The following is a 19,245-nucleotide window of genomic DNA, read 5'->3' as shown; positions in this document are numbered from 1 at the left end:
CTGTCAATTTGTGTCATATTTCCTATGTACTATCACTCCATATGAAAGATATGATACTTGAGTCTCAATTGCAAGATTCAAGAGCAAGCCATCTTCCATCGAATCGAGCTGAATCCCGGTGCCTGCCTGCGTTCACAAATCTGTCAATCTTGCAAAATAGCTGCTGATTAATATTCTGAATTTAAGGTTATTTTAAGATTGGCCCTTTATAATGCAAATATCATGAAATAACTTTCGTGAGGTGATTATAATGAGAACGTTGATCATGTTTCAAAACAAGCCGGTCCCTGTCTATTTTACGACAGATAGCAAGCAACCGGTACAAAAGGTGTTAAAATTGTTGAGCAGCGCACTTGATCATAAAATTCACAATGGTAAAAAAGCGCTGAAAAAATGCCTCAACTCCCTGATCAGCATTGAAATCGAGGGCTCCGAGGCTATTCTCCACAGCAAAAGTGAAAATGATTCCCTTGCGCTATCCCTCTTCTAAAGAGGGATAGCCCTTTTTTTGGGCTCATACCCGAACCCGTGCTTCGCTTCAAGCAAAGTACCGCTACGGGAAATGAGCGGACCATTGATATAATCGTACCACTGTCATTTAACCTTTCCGGCTCCTCTCCTCCGCCTCCCATACTTTGGCAATCCGAATCTGCAGCAATTTGACGAGATTACTCCTTGTCGTTAACTCCCGGCATGTTTCCAGTTTCCTGACGATAAACCGATCGATCGACATGCTGCCCATCCTTTCATTGGGAATTGGAAAATGAACCCTGTTCACGAATGTTCTGTAAATTCTATTAACCTCGTATTGACGCGTTCAAACGCCGAAATGATGCGGCACGTCTCCATTCTGAATCGTTTTTATAACTAGTACATTGCATTATTCAGTACTGAATGATATATTTATTGTCAGCTACTGATTATTAATTACTACCAATGAGTTGAAAAGGGGCCATGACCCATGGATGTCAATATTCAATTTAAAAAAGGCGTTCTGGAGCTGTGCGTTCTCGTATTGATTCACCGCAAGGATCAATATGGTTACGAATTGGCCCAGTCCGTGTCCAGGCATATCGAGGTGGCCGAAGGCGCCCTGTACCCCCTTCTGCGCAGGCTGGTCAAGGAGGGCTACTGCACAACCTATTTACGCGAGTCCACGGAGGGGCCGCCACGCAAGTATTATCGGCTAACCGAAAGCGGGATCATTTACATGCAGGAGATGGTGAAGGAATGGTCGGCATTCGTACGCAATGTCACCAATTTGATAGAGGAAGGAAATTAATATGACAAAAAAACAGTTTATCTCCATTTTGGAATCAAGGCTTGCCATTCTACCCGCGGATGAACGGCGAGAGTTCATTCAGGATATGGAAGCCCATTTTGCCTTCGGGCTTCAGAACGGCCGTACGGAGAAGGAGATTGCCGAGGAGCTTGGGGACCCATTCGTAATCGCGCGCGAGGCGCTTGGAGATCTACACCCGCTTCAGGCACCGCCTGCCAACGAACGGAACACCGTGGCTAAAGCATTCATTGCAACCGGCCTGGCCTTGTTCGGGCTGATAGCCTATCCGCTCCTGGCCGCTCTGTGGATCACCGGCGGAGGCGTCGCTTTAAGCGCAGCCGCCGCTGTCATAAGCCCTGCCCTGGTCGTCGTGGATTATATACTTCAAGACAGCTTCTATCCCGCCAAGCTGTTTCTGAGCATCGCGCTCGTCGGATTCGGCCTATTTCTGTGGCAGGCATCGCGGCTCATCTTTTCCGCGCTGACCAAGCTTACCCGCGGCTATTCAAACTGGAATACGCGCGTGATGAAAGGGAGAACACACCAATGAACAAAAAGATGAAGATCCTGGCAGTCCTACTTATCGCTGTCGGTTTCGCGGGCATGGCAGTTAACAAGTTCAAGTTCGGCCCGGAATATATGAACTATACCCGCGAGTGGGAACTGAAGGAAGATCAGTTAGTATCACTCGATATTAAAAGCGGCATCAACATGAACATTTCCGTCCGTGCCGGTGAAAGCAGCAGCGGCTATATCCGGTTCGAAGGACTCATTCCTCCCGAGCTGGTTGAGGCGCTCGAAGGGTTGGAGCTTTCAGGCTCCGTATTGGAAATGGACATTATGTCTCCGATGAGACCACAAATTATGGCTGCCGATATCCGTACGCCCAAGGGCACAATTGACGTCGTGCTCCCGGACCAGAGCCGTCTTGAGGAATTTACGATCTCCTCTCATGCCAATAATATCAAATTAAATAACGCCGCATCCAAGCTCATTGACATCTCTGTCGGATCCGGCAATATTACACTGACCAACATAACAGCAGATCAGCTCCACATGGATCTATCCTCCGGCAACATTGTAGCTTCCGACATCGAGGCTCCCATCGATCTGCTGAGCCGCTCCGGAAATGTGAAGCTTGATCAAGTCAGCGGTCCGGTAAACATTGAATCGTATTCCGGCTCCATCAATCTGGTCATGCGCGACAACTTCCCCGTCAACATTCAGGGAAGATCAGGCAATATTTCGGTACAACCGGCTTCCACCTTCCGAGGGTTCTATGATCTAAAAACTGACTCCGGCAACGTAAAGGCACCTGATTCACCGAAGGAAACGACCGATACGATTACAGTGGAAACCTACTCCGGCAATATTACGATTGTACAATGATGCGGTTGACAAACGGGAGAAAGGATATATACTATACTTTGTAAAGTTAATCACAATACTTCTTAAGGAGAGTTACCTATTTATGTCTAACGTACTATTCATCAAAGCCAACAACCGCAGCATTGATCAATCGGTCAGTGTGAAAATGTATCATGAGTTTGTAGAAACTTACAAGCAGAACCATCCGCAAGACAGCATTACGGAGCTGGACCTGTTCGCGGAGAATCTTCCTTACTATGACAACAATGCAATTGTCGGCCTTTATAAAGCGGCTAACGGCATTGCGTTGACTGCGGAAGAGCAAGCGGCTGCAGACACTGTAAATAAATATCTGGACCAATTCCTGGCTGCCGATAAAGTCGTATTTGCTTTCCCGCTGTGGAACATGACTGTTCCTGCCGTCCTTCATACCTATGTGGATTACCTGAACCAAGCAGGCAGAACGTTCAAGTATACAGCTGAGGGCCCTGTCGGTCTCGTAACGGACAAAAAGGTCGTTCTCCTGAACGCCCGCGGCGGCGTATATTCCGAAGGCCCAATGGCTGCAGCGGAAATGGCTGTTAACTTCATCACCAACTCCCTTCGTTTCTGGGGCGTGCAAGACATCGAGACCATCGTCATCGAAGGTCACAACCAGCTTCCTGCTGAAGCAGAGAACATTGTCCAATCCGGTCTTGAGCTTGTAAGAAAAACAGCTGCAGGCTTCTAATATAAGCTCCCGGCTTGTGAATAAGCACAGACTCCGATGTAAACCCAAACCGCCTGACGGTCTTGACCGCAGGCGGTTTTCTCATTCGCTTAATGCACTTCTTCCCATTTCGTCCACATCTCGCGCGGGTTCCGCACATAAATGCCGTTCTCCCTGTACATATACTCATGCATAATAAATTCACGGCGGATCGTAGCATAATCCTCATGGAATTGCTTAATAAATTCATTGATTTCCTTCTCGCTGTATGGTTGCCCCGGAGACAACTGTTCCACCATAAATTCAAGCACCACCAGCTTCTTCTTATATTGGGCCGGAATCGAGCGAAGCCTGCCATCCTTGCCAAAGAAATTTTTCAGCACCGACGCCTTAAACGTCTCATTCGTGGCCACTGACATAGACGACTCACCTCCTTTGTTAAAAATAAACGACAGCGACGCATCAAACACTTCCTTTATATACTCGGGCTGGAGCGAAAAATAAACATGGTTCTTGTCCCTCCGCTCCCGGACAAGCCCCGCCTCCCTCAACTTGGAAGCGTGGAAGGTCACTGTCGGCTGCGACAGATGCAGGCGCTGCGCCAGCATCTGTCCGTTCATCTCCCCTCCGCTGAGCATCATCAATATCCGCATCCGGTTCGGATCTCCAAGCACTTTATGTACATTTACGATTTTATCCAGCTGCATCTCCTTGCTCCTTCTGCCCAGAATGACCAGAATGATATGGAAAGGATAACGGCACAATAAGGCAGGATGGAGAGGACACTCCGATCGCTCTGCCCCGGATTTCTTCATTCACCGTCTCTGGCGGTTGATATCCGGGGACAAGAGGCGTGCGCTCTGCTTCTCCCGTCTCCGCATCTCCTTCGTTTCTCACCTGTTATTAGGCCTATCATTTAATACCAATCTAATTATATAATCATCTAATTAGATATTAATCTAATTATTGAACCAAAGTCAACACCCCCTCCTACAAGACCTATGAAAAATCCGGCCTCATTCTGGATTTATGCCGTCAATTGCTGTAGGATGAATATGCTGATTGATCTCGCCTAAGCTATTTACATAAGGAGGTTCACCCATGTTAGATGTACTCATCATCGGCGCAGGACCGTGCGGGCTTGCGGCGGCCATCGAATGCGGCCGGCGCGGTCTTGACGTGGAGCTGATCGACAAGCATAATGTCGTTCATTCCATCTACCTGTATCCTACACATATGCAATTTTTCAGTACGGCAGAAATGCTCGAGATCGGAGATATTCCTTTTGCCATATCCAATGACAAACCGTATCGGCATGAAGCACTGGCCTATTACCGCCGGGTCGCGGCTCATTATAATCTCAGAATCTCGGCTTATGAAGAGGCGCTAGCGGTTGAGAAGCAGCCGGACGGCAGCTTCCAAGTGAAGACACGCAAACGCAGCGGGGAGGAATCCGTCCGCCAAGCGAAGCATGTCGTCATTGCCACCGGCTATTTTGATCATCCGAATTATATTGGCATTCCGGGCGAGGATTTGGACAAGGTTACGCATTATTTCCGCGAAGCGCATCCGTATGCAGGAATGAGAACAGCCATTGTCGGCGGCAGCAACTCCGCGGTAGACGCTGCCATGGAGCTGATTCGTGTCGGGGCAGACATTACGATGGTGTACCGCGGCAGCGCCGTATCAGACAACATCAAGCCGTGGGTGCGCCCGCTGTTTGAAAGCATGGTGCAAAAAGGGCGCATCCAGCTTCATTTGGAATCCCGGGTAACCCAGATCGAGCAGAACACCATTACGATCACCTCTGCCAGCGGAGAAACGAAGAAGATCGACAATGACTTCGTGCTGGCATTAACCGGCTTCCGCCCGGACCGGCAGCTGCTGACAGCCTCCGGGGTTGAACTGGACGACAGTATGGACAAGCCTCGCTTGAACCCTGAGACGATGGAAACCAATGTGGACGGACTGTACGTGGCCGGCGTGATCGCATCCGGCCGCAACGCCAACGAAGTGTTCATCGAGACCGGCCGCTTCCACGGCCGACTTATCGCCGAGGATATTATCGCCTCCAGGCGCTGATCGGAACTGCGGTCATTTCAATTCTCTCAGGCATGGATGAGCTTGAGGTAGAGACCACCTCATTCGAAAGGAGGATGATACAAATGGATGTTATCGCATTGGTCCTGCTCGGACTGGCCGCACTTGGCATCATCAGCAGCAACTCTCCGGTTGCCATCGCCATGATTGTGCTGCTGCTCGTCCGGGTAACCGGTCTTCACCAAGCCTTTCCCTGGCTGGAGCGGCATGGACTGAATATCGGAATCATCATCCTGACGATTGGGGTGATGGCTCCGCTGGCGAGCGGCAAGATGAGCCTGGCCACCATCGGGGAATCATTTCTGAACTGGAAGTCGCTGCTTGCGATTGCCGTCGGCATGCTCGTTGCCTATCTTGGCGGGCGCGGCGCCTCCCTCATGGGCAGCAACCCGACCGTCGTCGCCGGCCTTCTGGTCGGCACGGTGCTTGGCGTCGCCCTGCTGCGCGGCGTACCGGTCGGCCCGCTCATTGCGGCAGGGCTGCTGTCGCTGCTGATTGGCAAGTCGTAATCCGGCCACTTGCGCTTCCTGCGCACCCTATGGTCGGGTTATTGCAGCGAATAGAGCTGCAAAATTGCCCCGCACCGGTATAGAAAAGGCGGTTCCCGTGACACTGGGAACCGCCTTTTTTATATATCATGATGCTGTATTCGCCTGCCTACGCCTCCAAATGCTGCACATTGTACAGTCTCGCGTAGCTGCCTTCCCGGTCCATCAGTTGCTGATGTGTGCCCTGCTCGGTGATCTGGCCATTCTCCAGCACCACGATCTGGTCGGCATGGGTAATGGTGGACAGACGATGGGCTACGATCAGCGTGGTCCGGTTGCTGGACAGCGACTGCAGCGCCTGCTGAATCAAATGTTCAGATTCCAGATCAAGCGCAGATGTCGCTTCATCCAGCACCAGAATATCCGGATCCTTCAGGAACACCCGGGCAATCGCCAGCCGCTGCTTCTGCCCGCCGGACAGCTTGACCCCCCGCTCGCCCACCTCGGTGTCGTAGCCTTGCGGCAGCTGCATAATAAAGTCATGCGCATTCGCTGCTTTCGCAGCCGCGATGATCTCCTCCTCCGGGGCCTCCGGATTGCCGAACATAATATTTTCGCGTACGGAACCGCTGAACAGAAAATTGTCCTGCAGCACCATCCCGACCGAGCCGCGCAAACTTTCCAGCGTCAGCTCCTTGACGTCTTGCCCGTTAATTCTGACCGCCCCTTGCTGCACATCGTAGAACCTCGGGATCAGTCCGATCAAGGAGGACTTACCGCCGCCGCTCATGCCGACAAAGGCCACGGTCTGCCCCTGCTCAATGGTCAGGTTAATATCCTTCAGCACCCATCCATTCTCATCGTTATACCGGAACCATACCCGGTCGAACTGGATTTGTCCCGCCTTATCCAGGTTTCTCGCATTCGGTGCATCCGCAATATCATAGGGCTCGTCCAGCAGCTCCTGCACCCGCTCCAGCGACGCTGACGCCTGGGTCAGCACCGTGGACGAATTGATCAGCCGCCGCAGCGGAGCATACATCCGCTCCAGGTACCCGAAGAAGGCGACAAACGTCCCGAGCGTCAGGTCCCCCTGAATGACCCGGTAGCCCCCATAGCCAATGACCAGAATCGGGGCGATATCTGTCAATGTGTTAATGACGGAGAACGTAAGGGCATTCCATTTCGTCTGCGCCATCGCCTTGTTCAGGAAATTGCCGTTAATGCCTTCGAATTTGTTGCGATCATAACGCTCTAGTGTGAAGCTGCGAATCACGGAAATGCCTTGAATCCGCTCATGCAGATAAGCCTGGATGCCCGCCAGCGCCTGGGAGCGATCCTTCGTCAGCTTTTTGAGCCGCTTATACAGCAGATTGACAGCCAACGCATATAAAGGCAGCACCGCTATGGACACGAGCGTAAGCATCGGGTTCATGAAGAACATAATTATTAAAACAAACAGCAAAGTAAACATATCCAGCCAAATATTCATCATGCCGACTTCAACCAGATTTTTGGATTGCTCGACATCATTGATGAATCGGGATATCCCCTCGCCGACCTTGGTGTTCTGATAATACCGGAGCGACAGGCGCTGAAGATGGGCGTACAGCCGATTGCGCATATCGAACAGAATGCGGCTTGTTATAAACTGGGCAAAATACTGCCGTAAATATTCAACAGGACCGCGGACAATCACAAACAGCACCAGCGTCCCGGCGAGCACCATCATCAGATCATAAATCTTCTGCTGATTGGTCAGTTCCGGATTGATCAGGAGCGAATCCACCACATATTTCATAATCATCGGCAGCAATAGAGGAATCGAGAACTTGATCATGCCAATGATCAGCGTGAGGATAATCCACTTCATGTAAGGTTTGACGAATGGGTAGTACAATTTCCAGGACTTCAACGGTGAATAACAGCTCCTTTCTTAGTTGCAGCAAGCCCGCTGTTTCGAGAGCAAGTTGACATTTACGCGCTTCAATGATTTATTAGTTCTAAACTGATTTTTTCAGGATTGTTGCCGAATCCCTATTCAGGATTACGCAAAATTCGATCACGTATTAACGCCCCTGCAGGGAGGATCTTATTCATGACCAGAGTTTTTGTAACGGAAGCCGTTATGCTTGCCATCTATGGGCAACTCGTGGTTCCGCCCAAGCCCGTAGAATTTATTATTCCTTATACCACGATTATGGAGCTTTATGAATTGCAGCCGAGCCCCGAGCCGCTTATGACCAACACTGCCGATGATCAGCATGTCAGGGATAAAATCGGTGAGTTGATTCAATATTTTGAGGAGCCGCTGAACAAGAAGAAAATCGATCGCGCGCTTCAAGTGCCGTGGGCGAAGAGCCCCAGCATTCCGATAGGTGACAGAACGATCGTCACCGTTATCAATGCGATGGATACCGCCACGTACGGAGATATTTTTGATCCCGTGGAGACCGAACTGCTGCTTACAGCCGGACGGACGGAAGCGCCGATCATCACCGACCAGTACGAGCTGATCGAACGCATTATCGAGAACGCACTCCCGGTTCAGGTATACGACATTGATGATTTTGATTTTGCATTGGAGCTGCCATTTCCGGAGCAGGCGGAATAGCCTGTTCCTATTTACTTACCCATCCGCGTATGTATCAGAAAAAAAATTCCCCTTGCGGGGAATCGCATACGATCGGCCACAGGCCTGCTGCTATCGACTCATGACTGCCCTATGTGATCCAACAGGCGAACGGCAAGAGGATCGAGCTTCGGCAGCTCGTCAAAGCCGAAATACTTTAAGGATACTTCGCTATCTTTGCCCTGCGGCATATTGATGGCACTGCGTACTCCGTCGGCCCCGTACAACCCGATCACATAATACTCCTCATCCCCGCCGGGATGCTTTTTGACATATCGTGGTCCCGAGAAGAGATCAAGCAGGCGCAAACGATCGGCCACCAGGCCGCTCTCTTCCCACAGCTCTCTTGCAGCTGTATCCTCCAGCGCTTCCCCCGGCTTCAAATTGCCTGATGGAAGCCCCCATTCGCCGCTGCGCGGCCTCTTCAGAAGCAGCACCTCTCCGTTATCATTCAGCACCAGCACCGCCGCCTTGACCTGAATGCTCGATCTTCTGCCAATATAAGGCCTGATATCGCGTTGAAATACGCTCATCCAAGGAGCCTCCTTTCCCTAAGGCAGCGCTGCAGACTTACAACCGAGGTTAATTAACTGCGCCCTCTTTTTCATAAATATACGAAATATCATCCTGTGATTCCACATATTTCACGCTTAGCTTATAGCCTTCCAGATACCATAAATCGTGTTCTTCCATAAAAAAAAGCAGATCCTCGGCCTGTTCCGTCAATCCCGGCGACACCGGTTCTTCCACGGAAATACCGAGAGAAAATCCGGGATGCAGTCCTCCGCCAGAGCTGTATCTCGGGAAAAAGCGAATGGCCTTACCTCTCTCCAGCTCAAGCTCCTTCTTGTACCAGCGGGCAGCCTCATTGGTGACTTCGATTTGCATGCTCTATACACTCCCCTTTTCATGAGGTTCTCTAACGTATGTTTACCCTGAACTTGAAAACCATGTCTAAAACTTGTCATATGCAGGGTGTATTAGTATCATAACGCAAACCGGCTCAGGGATACAAACTTTTTCAGCCGTAATCCCCCCGCCTGTTTCGCAAAAATAATGAAGATTTTCTGAAATTTTGTTTGACACATTCCGCTACCCGATGATAGAATTCAATCCATACGAGCGCGATTTCAATTTATTGTAAAATGAAAGGAAGGGTGAGACTCATGTTCAATCAAGTACATTTTATGCTCCATGATATGGATGGACAATGCTTGCAATTGAATATTGATCGACTCCCTGCCGGTGCACATCTTACCGAGGATTGATGGATTCCGCTCATTGCTGGGTAACTCCATTGTGGTCCTTGACCCTTATGCACGCACAGTCGTATCCCCGTGCGTAAGATACGTTGAATGATAAGGAAGCATATCGTCCGTCTTTCGCGGATGATGTGCTTTTTTTAGTTTAACCCGGAGCTTAGACTGCACCTCCCACACGAAAGGAAGGGTTTCTAGTGTTTGCTGTACTTAAAAATTTAGGGTGGTTCTTTAAACAAGAGAAAAAACGTTACCTTGTCGGCCTGTTCCTGCTCATTATTTGCGGTGTGATCGAACTGCTCCCGCCGCTTCTGCTTGGCAACGCGATTGACGACATCGTCACCAGCACGATCACATGGGCTTCGCTGACACGCTACCTGCTGCTCATACTGGGCATCGTGGCTGTCGTCTACGCGGCCACCTATGTCTGGATGCACCGCCTGTTCGGCGGGGCCAACCTGGTGGAGCGGCTGCTGCGCACCCGGTACATGAATCATCTGCTCGGCATGCTGCCACCGTTCTTCGAGCGCAACCGGACGGGTGATCTGATGGCCAAAGCGACGAATGACCTGCGTTCTGTCGCGGCTACCGCCGGCTTTGGCATGCTCGTGCTGACAGACTCCTCCGTCTTTTTGTTCACCGTGCTGTTTGCGATGGGCTTTCTGGTCAGCTGGAAGCTGACGCTGGCAGCCATTCTGCCGATGCCCATCATCGCGATCGGGATGGTCATTTACGGGCGGGCCATTCACAAGCGCTATACGCTCGCCCAGGACGCTTTCGGTGTCATGAACGACCAGGTGCTTGAATCCGTGGCCGGCGTGCGCGTTGTCCGCGCATACGTCCAGGAGCGGGCGGACCAGAAGCGGTTCCAGGACATCACGGATGATGTATACCGCAAAAATCTGGCAGTAGCCAAAGTAGATGCCTTGTTCGAGCCAACGATCAATTTCTCCATCGGCCTCAGCTATGTGATCGGTCTGTCGTACGGGGTGTACCTCGTCTTCCAGAACGAGATTACGCTTGGCAATCTGGTTGCCTTCAACATGTACCTCGGGATGATGATCTGGCCAATGTTCGCCATCGGCGAACTGATTAACATTATGCAGCGCGGCGGCGCCTCCCTGGACCGCGTCAACGAGACGCTGAAAACACCGCCTGACGTCACAGACCCGGAACAGCCGGAAACTCCGGCAGTGCCGAACTCCATCGTATTCAGCAACGTCACGTTCCGATATCCGAGCTCTTCGGCAGATAACCTGAAGGACATCAGTTTCACGCTGAATAAAGGCCAGACACTCGGCGTCGTCGGACGCACAGGCAGCGGGAAGTCGACGCTGCTGAAGCAGCTGCTTCATGAATATCCGACCGGCTCGGGCGAAATTCGCTTTGACGGTGTGCCGATTGAACAGCTGACGCTTGATCATCTGTACAGCTGGATCGGCTATGTGCCGCAGGAGCAAATTCTGTTCTCGAAGACCGTTAGGGAAAACATCCAGTTCGGTAAAAAGGATGCCTCCGACGCGTTGATTATGGAAGCGATCGCCACTGCGGCATTTGACCAGGACTTGTCCACTCTGTCCGACGGGCTCGATACCCTTGTCGGCGAGAAGGGCGTAGCCCTCTCGGGCGGGCAGAAGCAGCGCGTCTCCCTCGCTCGCGCCTTCATCAGCGATCCGGAAATTCTGATTCTGGACGACGCCTTATCGGCGGTCGATGCCCGAACCGAGGCGCGCATTATTGACAACATCCGCACTAAACGTGCAGGCAAGACCACGCTGATCGCTACACACCGGCTGTCTGCCGTCCAGCATGCGGACTGGATTATCGTCCTTGAAGAAGGACGCATCGTCGAGCAGGGCAGACATGAGGAACTGCTGGCGATGAACGGCTGGTACCGTGAGCAATACGACCGCCAGCAGCTTGAGAACAAACTAACCTCTGAGGAGGTGTCCTAATTGACGCCCAATGAACCGACATTCAAACATCAATCCGGGATCGGAAAGCGGCTGTTCCGCTATGCGCTCACAGCCAAAGGAACGTTTATTGCCGCTCTGATCCTGCTGGCGATCGGGGTTGCTGCCGAGCTGGCCGGTCCGTTCATCGCCAAGACGATGATCGACGATCACATTCTGGGCATTGAGAAGCCTTATTATGAAACGACCCAGGCGGATGGCGCCGCAAGATATCAGGATCAATATTACAAGCGAGAAGACCGATTTGGCGAGAACGAAAGCCGGGGGCAGGAGGTGCGCATTCTCCAGGTCGGGCGAAGCTTCTACTTCATTCCCGAAGCGGTGGCGCGCAGCGATGGCGAGCGCTCCTTCCAGGACGGCATGCTGAGCCTGTCCTATAACGGGGAGCTGCATCAGTATCCGGCCGTCCAGCTGTCTCGCGAGGAGCTGTTTGAATTTTACAAGCCGGAGCTGCCAAGCATCTACAAGCTGGTAGGACTGTTCCTCGTCTGCCTGTTTATCTCGATGGTTACCGTATTCGGAAGAACCTACTGGCTGCAATCAGCGGCGAATCGGGTAATCCAGAAGCTCAGAACCGATGTATACGCGCATATTCAGCGCCTGCCGGTTCACTTTTTTGACAATTTGCCAGCAGGCAAGGTTGTATCCCGCGTTACTAACGATACCGAAGCGGTTAAAGATCTGTTCGTTGCGGTACTGTCCAATTTCAGCTCCGGTATTGTATACATTACCGGGATTTATATCGCGCTGTTCCTGCTGGATGTCAGATTGGGGCTTATCAGTCTGTTTGTCATCCCGATGCTGGTCATATGGACGATTCTGTACCGGAAATTCGCCACCCGATACAACACCGTCATCCGTTCGCGTTTAAGCGAGATTAATGCCATCATTAATGAATCGATCCAGGGCATGGAGATCATCCGCGTATTCCGCAGACAGAAGGCAACCCAGAAAGAATTCGAGGATCTGAACGCGGACTACCTTGCCCATCAGAACAAAATGCTGAACCTGAATTCCCTGACAACCCACAACCTGGTCAACATTCTTCGGAACGTCTCCCTGGTGGTTGTACTGTGGTATTTCGGGTCAGGATCGCTGAACGGGGCCGGGATTGTGTCCATCGGTGTGTTGTATGCATTCGTCGATTTGCTCGGCCGCATGTTCCAGCCGATTACCGGCATGGTCAATCAGCTTGCCGCACTGGATACGTCCATCGTCTCCGCAAAGCGGGTGTTTGAGCTGATGGATGAACCTGGCGAGCGGGTAAACGACGGTTCCATGCCGCGCTATAAAGGCGATGTGGAATTTAAGGATGTGTCGTTTGCCTATAAGAAAGATTATGTGCTGAAGAACATCGCCTTTGAAGCCAAGCAAGGCCAGACCGTCGCTCTTGTCGGTCACACCGGATCCGGCAAAAGCTCCATCATCAATTTATTGTTCCGCTTCTACGATCCGCAGCAAGGCACCATCACCATTGACGGTGTTCCCGTTACGGAAATACCGAAACAGCATCTGCGGAAGCATATGGGCATCGTGCTTCAGGACCCGTACCTGTTCACAGGCACCATCGCTTCGAACGTGAGCTTGGGCGATCCGGATATTCCCCGGGAGAGAATTGAGCAGGCGCTGCGGGATGTCGGTGCCGACCGGTTGCTCCTCCATCTTCCGCAGGGCTTCGATGAGCCTGTCATTGAGAAGGGCAGCACGCTGTCAGCCGGCGAGCGGCAGCTGATCTCCTTCGCCCGGGCGCTCGCCTTCAATCCGGCTATTCTCATTCTGGATGAAGCGACCGCCAATATCGACACGGAGACCGAGGCGCTGATCCAGGATGCGCTCGAGGTCGTAAAACGGGGCCGCACCACCTTCATTATCGCCCATCGCCTGTCTACCATTCGCAATGCGGATCAGATTCTGGTGCTGCATCGCGGAGAAATTGTAGAGCGCGGCACCCATGAGGAGTTGATGAAGATGGGCGGGCGGTACTACAAAATGGTTCAGCTTCAGCAGGGCGGCCCAGAGCCAGCCTCCACCGAGGCGCCCGAGGCTGTCGGCGCTTCAGCCGGCCAGCTTGCCGGAGGCCAGGCGTAAGCGCCGAAGCTGCGGTCTTCGTCAGCAGGCATAAGCTGAGGCCTGAAAGCCTGGACCATCGTTTGAAGCTCGAATACCGCGCTAGAGGCATGCGTCTTGAGGCCGAACCATCGTTTATAACCCAAGCGTCAAGCGAGATTCTGTAACATTTAGCACATGCAAAAAGGCTGCAGCGCCCTTGCGAACCGTAAAGTTCGCGGGCGATGCAGCCTTTTCTTACTGGCAGGATCGCTACAGCCGTCTCTTAAGCGGCTGAAGAAATCTGAATCCGATTATGGCAGCAGTTCCAGCTTGTCTGCAAGCTTGGTTGTAATGTTGGTGTACTTAGCCGGCACCAGCACTTCATCAGAACCTGCTGTAATGACCTGAGGGTACATTTTGTCAGGATCAGGCTCGACCACCGTGTAGTATACGACAGCCTCGTCTTCACCTACATAATCCACGGACGTAATCTTAATTGCATATCCCGGATTTGGCAGATCCTCTTTAGTCACGATAACCTTGTTCTCGTTCGCATCCACTTTGACAACTTCGGTCGTAACCGCTGGGTCGTCCTGCTCCGGCTTGTCAGGAATCGCGTTCTCCTGATGCATCTCTAAGAACTGAACCGCACGGTAAGCGAGCTCAGCCGCTTCCAGCCGTGTCAGCGTGTCTGTCGGACGGAAGTTCCCTTGCTCATCCAGCTCGGCAATTTTCGTTAACAGCAGAAACTGAACCGCACCAAGGCTGTCCTGCTTCATCAAATCCGCATCCGCCACGTTAATGTACATCTTGATGACCGGATACGGGCCGGTTACTTCAACCGCTTCATACAGCAATTGCGCGAACGCCTCGCGCGTGATCGCTTCGTTCCATTTCATGTTCTCGGATACGGACAGTCCATGCTCAGCAGCAATTTGAACGGCATCCGCATACCAGGCGTTCTCAGGCACATTCACACGAGCGTCGCCCGTACCAGCTATAGACTCCAGCTGAGCGGCATTCACAATCATTTGCACAGCCTGTGCTGTCGTGATTGTCTTGGACGGTGCGAATTTGTCGGCGCTTACGCCTTGAATAATTCCTTTCGCTTGAAGCTCCTTCACCATTTGCAGTGGCTGCTCCCCTTGGATATCCGTAAAAGCGGAAGCGGCACCCGCACCAAGAAGCGACGAAGTCACAAGAATGGAAGTTATCAGTTTTGTAGTTTTGTTCATTATTTCCACCTCCTATTCCTTCTGACGTGGAGGTATGGCAAAATGTTTCAGCAATGTCCTATTTTCTACTAAACGTTCTGTTCATTGTGCAAGCCGAGCTTCACATACATCTCACGAGAGTAGCCCTGCAGCTTCTGCTCCAGCGCTTGCGCCTGGTCCTTGAAGGCGGACAGCTCCCGGATCATTCTCGTTCGACCGGCAGGCGTGAAGGTTTCATGGATCCGTTCCTTAAAATAATCATGAACGATATAATTCCGCTGTTTCCACACTTCCTTCAGCTGCTGCGTCTCTTCCTCGGAGAACGGAAAGTAATGCTGGATCTCATGCACCAGCTGGCCTAAAGAACTGCTGAGCTTGCGCTGATACAACTGTGTAAAATCCTCCTCCGAAGGCACGCTCCCCTGGGAGAGCTTGATTAACATCAGCAGATTCGCAAGCTGCTGTTCCAGCGCTTGGGAGTAGTATACCGCCAACCCGAAATAGGCAAACAGTTCTCTGGAATGTTCGCTGTCCAGCAGTAAGGATTTTTTCATAACGTCCTCCTGTCTTGACTATTTACCATCTGCTATATCTATTATTCTTAATGGTATAGGAAGAAGGCCGGTTGTTCAACCGCCTTTTTGAGCCGGAACGGCCGCATCCCGGCGAAGGGCGCACCACACATATACGGCAAGAAGAACCAGGCTGTACAGCCAGGCATACAGGATCGCGAGGATCTGAACCGCCTGCCCGCGCACCGGCGCATTGACCATCATATCCATGACCAGCCACACCGGCGGCAATAGATAACGAACAAGGGATGCCGCTTCCGGCAGCTGGTTCCCGACACTCTGCCCGGCTAATGAAACAATCATCACCAGCAGCAGCAAACCTGCCGCTCTTCCCTGGTTCTCCATCCATCCCGATTGAAAATACATCGACAGCGATGCGCCCAGCATGGATAATACTGCATGTGCTGAATATCCGATCACCAGCTCGGACATCGTTATCGGCTTGTCAAACATATTGGCAGCGATCGGGTAGCCGACCGCGAACAGACTAAACATCATTACAATCAGGATAATGGCCAGATATTGACCTATGTAATAGCGCCCCGCGCTCCCGCTCTGAACAATGAGCAGCACAGCCTGTCTGCCCTGATCATGATTCAGGAAATTCATCCCGAGCCAGGCCGAGCCTATAAATAACAAAGCGGCCGTAACCGCATAGCTGTCCATAATCGGATTGGGCCGATAAGCATATATGAAGACCACCGAGATGAGCATAAAAGCCACCGGTGCAAAATAACGATAGGAACGCGTGTAATTCGCAATCATATAGCGGATCAGAGGCATCATCAAGCGAGCGCCCCCTTCCTTGCTGATTGGGCCGGCACTCCCGCGGCGCCTGAACGCTCATGCAGCCGCTGCACGCCGAGGATGGACCCGCCTGACTGCAAAATATGCAGCATTACGTCATCAGCAATACTGGCGCGAACAATGACCGCTCCAGTCTTGCCTTTCGTTTCCCAGCGGAGGAAGCCGCTGGCTTCCTCCAGCTCCGACAACAGATGTGCCGCCACATTCGCGAACTCCAGCCTCATCTCATCTTCTTCCCGGCTGATGCGAATCTCCGGCGGTCCTTCATGCACGATCCGTCCCCTGCTCAGCCGGGTCACCCGGTCAGCGACCGAAGAAATGAGCAGCGGCTCATGCACAGACATGACGATGGCCGTGCCCAGCCGCTTCGTCTCATTCAAGATGCCGACCATTTCAGCCTGGCTTGCCTCATCGAGTCCAGACAGCGGCTCATCAAGAAGGAGAAGATCCGGCTGGCGAAGCAGCGCCTGCATCAGATTTACCTTTTGCAGCATCCCCTTCGAGCTTCGCATCATACTGGTGTCTGGAAGCTGGAACACCGCCATCATCGCATCGATGCGTCTTGCCGCCTCCGATTTGGCAAGCCCTTGGATCGCCGCCACATGACGCAAATATTCCGTCGGACGGAAGCGGGTCGCCGGAAATCGCTCAGGGACGTAGCCGATCCGCAGCGGGTCTATATGTGCAATCCGCGATCCGCCGGATGGCCGGATAAGGCCGGCAAGGATGTGGAGCAGCGTGCTTTTCCCGGCTCCGTTTCCCCCGACAATCGCAGCGCACTCCCCCTGCTTCAGGCTCCATGTTATATTCGTCAAGGCAGCATATTGGCCGAAGCGTTTATCCACCTTGATGAGTTCGAGTACCTTCTCCAAAGCGACTCACCTACAATCCCATTCATTGGATACATCATCGTTCCATAGTCGTAATTATAGAGGTTCTCCGTGACGTTATCAACGTGTGCCAGCCTCACCCTAGGAACGCCATAACTTAAAACATGCCGTCACTCAAAAAAAGCCCGGATCCATTACGAAGCCGGACTTCCTCATATAGCAAACACTCAGGCTTAAAGATGGCTCAGCATTTCCCGGCAAGCCTCGGCGCATTGTCTGCAGGCTTCTGCGCATTGCTTGCAGTGGTCGTGGTCATGCTTGCCGCATTCCTCGGCACATGCCGTCGTAATCTTGATGCATAGCTCGACTATTTCTTTGACAAAAGGGCTGTTGCGTGACATTGCCTGGGCAGCATAAGCGCAAATATCTGCGCACTCCCGGTCGATCGCAATGCAGTCCAGCAGCTTGGCCAGCTCATATTCCTTCAGACACGAAACGTAGCACACATTGCAAGCGTTCATACATCGAATACAAGCTTCAATACATTGTTCGTACTTAGGCTCAGTCAACATCGATCAGATCCTCCTTGCTGTCTTGAAAACGCTATGTCAATCTATTAAACACGAACCGGTCGGCTGAACCAACCTGACGAGCAATACGGGGAAACGGGGCCTTAAGTGCACAGATTAGAGAACAGAGCAGATTAGATTAGATGTTTAACCGTGCTCCTCATTTTCAAGCGCTTGAAGCTGCTGCTCGAGCCCCAATTTATGGAAGTGCTCTCCGATAAACACAACCACATCGGGCAGTTCCCCCTGCGGCGTAATTTTCGTAAAGTCTGTTTCCCGATAAGCATACTGGAACAGAAAGCGGCTGTTCGTATCGCTGAACGTCAATATTCCTTTGGCCCGATACACATCCCGCGGCAGCTCGGATATGAATCGCTCAAACGCCTCGCTGTTGACCGGTCGGGAGAAATAATAGGTGTAGGACATGACATGATCGTGAGAGTCGTGATGGTGATGCTGGTGATCATGAGAGTCATGGTCATGATGGTGATGCTCATGGTCCTGTTGGTGATCATTATGAGGGTCATGACCGCCCTGGCCGTGATGATCAGCGTCTGAATTCCATTGGCTGCCGGCCGCAGTTGCGGTTCGGCTTCGTGCTGCGGAATGGGACGCAGCCGCGGGAGAGCCAGCTGACAGTACGGAAGATTGCGCAACGCCGCTGCCGCTGCCCTGGCCTGTAGCGTCCACCACATCGGCTGTCCGGCCAACGAGCAGCGCTTCAACATCCACCTCGCAATGCGATGCCGGCACAATCGGCGCATACGGATTCCAGCGCGTGAGCAGCTGACGGATCTCCGCCTGCTCATGGTCCTGAATGCGGTCGATTTTATTCAAAATGAGCAAGGTCGCTGCCCGAATCTGCTCCTGCATGAGACGGTAGGTTTTGCCCTTCTGCTCTCGGTGCAGCTCCAGCAGATGACCTGCATCCACCACGGTGATCAGCTGTTTCAGATCCACCTTCATATACAATGAAGCCTCGGCAATCGCATCCAGAATCTCCACCGGATTCGCGACCCCCGTAGCTTCAATGGCAATGACATCCGGCTGTTCCCGCTGGATCAGCAGCGCCAGCTCCGAAGACAGGTCAGAGCGGATGGAGCAGCAGATGCAGCCGCTGAGCATTTCGGCTGTGGGAACATCTTGCCCGGCGATATAACCGTCAATGTTCACCTCGCCGATCTCGTTCATCACGATGGCAGGCTTCAGTCCCTGCTGCTTCCAGTGACTGATGAAGCGGGTGAGCAGCGTTGTTTTTCCACTCCCAAGAAAACCTGATAAAATATAGATGGGCGTTACACGATGATCCATAAAGTACTCCTTTAACTACCGTTAGTGTATTATGCTAGCGAGTGTACTACAAATGAACGCAGGACTGCAACAGATGCCGCAA

At 52.1% G+C, this 19,245-nt stretch carries 21 protein-coding genes; 10 read left to right on the top strand and 11 right to left on the bottom strand.

Annotated elements, in window-relative coordinates; genetic code table 11:
* Positions 1-250 precede the first annotated feature (250 nt).
* Entirely contained in the window at positions 251-490 is a 240-nt protein-coding gene (locus MKX64_RS19945; RefSeq protein ID WP_095266193.1) for a hypothetical protein, read from the top strand.
* Positions 491-598: 108 nt separating this feature from the next.
* On the opposite strand, the gene MKX64_RS19940 is transcribed toward MKX64_RS19945, so the two are convergent.
* On the bottom strand, positions 599-733 hold the full coding sequence (locus tag MKX64_RS19940; protein ID WP_255223059.1) for a hypothetical protein: 135 nt from the start codon (positions 731-733) through the stop codon (positions 599-601).
* 228 nt (positions 734-961) lie between these two features.
* On the opposite strand from MKX64_RS19940, the gene MKX64_RS19935 reads away from it, so the two are divergent.
* From MKX64_RS19935 to MKX64_RS19920, 4 genes are all read left to right on the top strand, one after another.
* Positions 962-1,282 carry a PadR family transcriptional regulator gene (locus MKX64_RS19935; protein ID WP_095266192.1) on the top strand — a complete coding sequence of 107 codons (321 nt, stop codon included), beginning with the start codon at positions 962-964 and terminating at the stop codon, positions 1,280-1,282.
* Between the two features lies 1 nt (position 1,283).
* A complete protein-coding gene (locus MKX64_RS19930) occupies positions 1,284-1,832 on the top strand; it encodes a DUF1700 domain-containing protein (protein WP_095266191.1) in 549 nt (182 codons plus the stop codon).
* On the top strand, positions 1,829-2,671 hold the full coding sequence (locus MKX64_RS19925) for a DUF4097 family beta strand repeat-containing protein (RefSeq protein ID WP_341037139.1): 843 nt from the start codon (positions 1,829-1,831) through the stop codon (positions 2,669-2,671). The genes MKX64_RS19930 and MKX64_RS19925 overlap by 4 nt, the downstream gene beginning before the upstream one ends.
* A gap of 82 nt (positions 2,672-2,753) precedes the next feature.
* Positions 2,754-3,380 carry an FMN-dependent NADH-azoreductase gene (locus tag MKX64_RS19920; RefSeq protein ID WP_095266189.1) on the top strand — a complete coding sequence of 209 codons (627 nt, stop codon included), beginning with the start codon at positions 2,754-2,756 and terminating at the stop codon, positions 3,378-3,380.
* A gap of 89 nt (positions 3,381-3,469) precedes the next feature.
* Here the strand turns inward: MKX64_RS19920 and MKX64_RS19915 are convergent, their stop codons facing one another.
* Entirely contained in the window at positions 3,470-4,066 is a 597-nt protein-coding gene (locus MKX64_RS19915; RefSeq protein WP_095266272.1) for a DUF2087 domain-containing protein, read from the bottom strand.
* A 394-nt stretch (positions 4,067-4,460) separates the two neighbouring features.
* Between MKX64_RS19915 and MKX64_RS19910 the strand changes: the two genes are divergently transcribed.
* Together MKX64_RS19910 and MKX64_RS19905 are read left to right on the top strand one after the other, a co-directional pair.
* Positions 4,461-5,441, top strand: a complete 981-nt coding sequence (locus MKX64_RS19910; protein WP_341037136.1) for a YpdA family putative bacillithiol disulfide reductase — start codon at positions 4,461-4,463, stop codon at positions 5,439-5,441.
* A gap of 83 nt (positions 5,442-5,524) precedes the next feature.
* Entirely contained in the window at positions 5,525-5,968 is a 444-nt protein-coding gene (locus MKX64_RS19905; RefSeq protein WP_095398789.1) for a DUF441 domain-containing protein, read from the top strand.
* A 148-nt stretch (positions 5,969-6,116) separates the two neighbouring features.
* On the opposite strand, the gene MKX64_RS19900 is transcribed toward MKX64_RS19905, so the two are convergent.
* A complete protein-coding gene (locus tag MKX64_RS19900) occupies positions 6,117-7,862 on the bottom strand; it encodes an ABC transporter ATP-binding protein (RefSeq protein WP_341037135.1) in 1,746 nt (581 codons plus the stop codon).
* 183 nt (positions 7,863-8,045) lie between these two features.
* Between MKX64_RS19900 and MKX64_RS19895 the strand changes: the two genes are divergently transcribed.
* Entirely contained in the window at positions 8,046-8,561 is a 516-nt protein-coding gene (locus MKX64_RS19895; protein ID WP_095398787.1) for an ADP-heptose synthase, read from the top strand.
* 98 nt (positions 8,562-8,659) lie between these two features.
* On the opposite strand, the gene MKX64_RS19890 is transcribed toward MKX64_RS19895, so the two are convergent.
* Positions 8,660-9,112 (bottom strand): NUDIX domain-containing protein, encoded by a 453-nt coding sequence (locus MKX64_RS19890; RefSeq protein WP_095265647.1) that lies wholly within the window; start codon positions 9,110-9,112, stop codon positions 8,660-8,662.
* Positions 9,113-9,161: 49 nt separating this feature from the next.
* Entirely contained in the window at positions 9,162-9,467 is a 306-nt protein-coding gene (locus MKX64_RS19885; RefSeq protein WP_095265648.1) for a HesB/YadR/YfhF family protein, read from the bottom strand.
* Between the two features lie 568 nt (positions 9,468-10,035).
* Here MKX64_RS19885 and MKX64_RS19880 point away from each other — a divergent pair.
* Together MKX64_RS19880 and MKX64_RS19875 are read left to right on the top strand one after the other, a co-directional pair.
* On the top strand, positions 10,036-11,793 hold the full coding sequence (locus MKX64_RS19880; protein ID WP_341037134.1) for an ABC transporter ATP-binding protein: 1,758 nt from the start codon (positions 10,036-10,038) through the stop codon (positions 11,791-11,793).
* Positions 11,794-13,899, top strand: a complete 2,106-nt coding sequence (locus MKX64_RS19875) for an ABC transporter ATP-binding protein (protein ID WP_095265650.1) — start codon at positions 11,794-11,796, stop codon at positions 13,897-13,899.
* 272 nt (positions 13,900-14,171) lie between these two features.
* Here MKX64_RS19875 and MKX64_RS19870 read toward each other — a convergent pair whose 3' ends face one another.
* The 6 genes from MKX64_RS19870 to MKX64_RS19845 all read right to left on the bottom strand — a co-directional run bounded on the left by MKX64_RS19870 (position 14,172) and on the right by MKX64_RS19845 (position 19,163).
* Positions 14,172-15,095 (bottom strand): S-layer homology domain-containing protein, encoded by a 924-nt coding sequence (locus tag MKX64_RS19870; RefSeq protein ID WP_095265651.1) that lies wholly within the window; start codon positions 15,093-15,095, stop codon positions 14,172-14,174.
* 68 nt (positions 15,096-15,163) lie between these two features.
* The gene (locus MKX64_RS19865; RefSeq protein WP_095265652.1) at positions 15,164-15,628 is read right to left on the bottom strand and encodes a hypothetical protein; all 465 of its coding nucleotides are present in this window, start codon (positions 15,626-15,628) and stop codon (positions 15,164-15,166) included.
* 75 nt (positions 15,629-15,703) lie between these two features.
* Positions 15,704-16,432 (bottom strand): hypothetical protein, encoded by a 729-nt coding sequence (locus MKX64_RS19860; protein WP_244908193.1) that lies wholly within the window; start codon positions 16,430-16,432, stop codon positions 15,704-15,706.
* Positions 16,432-17,325 carry an ATP-binding cassette domain-containing protein gene (locus tag MKX64_RS19855; protein ID WP_095265654.1) on the bottom strand — a complete coding sequence of 298 codons (894 nt, stop codon included), beginning with the start codon at positions 17,323-17,325 and terminating at the stop codon, positions 16,432-16,434. The genes MKX64_RS19860 and MKX64_RS19855 overlap by 1 nt, the downstream gene beginning before the upstream one ends.
* Before the next feature lie 191 nt (positions 17,326-17,516).
* Positions 17,517-17,855, bottom strand: coding sequence for a four-helix bundle copper-binding protein (locus tag MKX64_RS19850; protein ID WP_095265655.1), 339 nt, complete (start codon positions 17,853-17,855; stop codon positions 17,517-17,519).
* A gap of 144 nt (positions 17,856-17,999) precedes the next feature.
* Complete coding sequence (locus tag MKX64_RS19845) at positions 18,000-19,163, bottom strand: CobW family GTP-binding protein (protein WP_341037132.1); 1,164 nt, start codon at positions 19,161-19,163, stop codon at positions 18,000-18,002.
* Positions 19,164-19,245: the final 82 nt, after the last annotated feature.

The organism is Paenibacillus sp. FSL M8-0334 (genome assembly GCF_038000405.1).
GTDB lineage: Bacteria > Bacillota > Bacilli > Paenibacillales > Paenibacillaceae > Paenibacillus_AQ > Paenibacillus_AQ campinasensis.
Note: the sequence above shows the minus strand (reverse complement) of the source record. Positions and strands in the feature narration are given on the sequence as shown.

What these genes read in the sequence shown, in the direction of transcription:
- MKX64_RS19945 (WP_095266193.1), top strand. Translation starts at nt 251, where the DNA reads ATGAGAACGTTGATCATGTTTCAAAACAAGCCGGTCCCTGTCTATTTT.
- MKX64_RS19940 (WP_255223059.1), bottom strand. Translation starts at nt 733, where the DNA reads ATGTCGATCGATCGGTTTATCGTCAGGAAACTGGAAACATGCCGGGAG.
- MKX64_RS19935 (WP_095266192.1), top strand. Translation starts at nt 962, where the DNA reads ATGGATGTCAATATTCAATTTAAAAAAGGCGTTCTGGAGCTGTGCGTT.
- MKX64_RS19930 (WP_095266191.1), top strand. Translation starts at nt 1,284, where the DNA reads ATGACAAAAAAACAGTTTATCTCCATTTTGGAATCAAGGCTTGCCATT.
- MKX64_RS19925 (WP_341037139.1), top strand. Translation starts at nt 1,829, where the DNA reads ATGAACAAAAAGATGAAGATCCTGGCAGTCCTACTTATCGCTGTCGGT.
- MKX64_RS19920 (WP_095266189.1), top strand. Translation starts at nt 2,754, where the DNA reads ATGTCTAACGTACTATTCATCAAAGCCAACAACCGCAGCATTGATCAA.
- MKX64_RS19915 (WP_095266272.1), bottom strand. Translation starts at nt 4,066, where the DNA reads ATGCAGCTGGATAAAATCGTAAATGTACATAAAGTGCTTGGAGATCCG.
- MKX64_RS19910 (WP_341037136.1), top strand. Translation starts at nt 4,461, where the DNA reads ATGTTAGATGTACTCATCATCGGCGCAGGACCGTGCGGGCTTGCGGCG.
- MKX64_RS19905 (WP_095398789.1), top strand. Translation starts at nt 5,525, where the DNA reads ATGGATGTTATCGCATTGGTCCTGCTCGGACTGGCCGCACTTGGCATC.
- MKX64_RS19895 (WP_095398787.1), top strand. Translation starts at nt 8,046, where the DNA reads ATGACCAGAGTTTTTGTAACGGAAGCCGTTATGCTTGCCATCTATGGG.
- MKX64_RS19890 (WP_095265647.1), bottom strand. Translation starts at nt 9,112, where the DNA reads ATGAGCGTATTTCAACGCGATATCAGGCCTTATATTGGCAGAAGATCG.
- MKX64_RS19885 (WP_095265648.1), bottom strand. Translation starts at nt 9,467, where the DNA reads ATGCAAATCGAAGTCACCAATGAGGCTGCCCGCTGGTACAAGAAGGAG.
- MKX64_RS19870 (WP_095265651.1), bottom strand. Translation starts at nt 15,095, where the DNA reads ATGAACAAAACTACAAAACTGATAACTTCCATTCTTGTGACTTCGTCG.
- MKX64_RS19865 (WP_095265652.1), bottom strand. Translation starts at nt 15,628, where the DNA reads ATGAAAAAATCCTTACTGCTGGACAGCGAACATTCCAGAGAACTGTTT.
- MKX64_RS19860 (WP_244908193.1), bottom strand. Translation starts at nt 16,432, where the DNA reads ATGATGCCTCTGATCCGCTATATGATTGCGAATTACACGCGTTCCTAT.
- MKX64_RS19850 (WP_095265655.1), bottom strand. Translation starts at nt 17,855, where the DNA reads ATGTTGACTGAGCCTAAGTACGAACAATGTATTGAAGCTTGTATTCGA.
- MKX64_RS19845 (WP_341037132.1), bottom strand. Translation starts at nt 19,163, where the DNA reads ATGGATCATCGTGTAACGCCCATCTATATTTTATCAGGTTTTCTTGGG.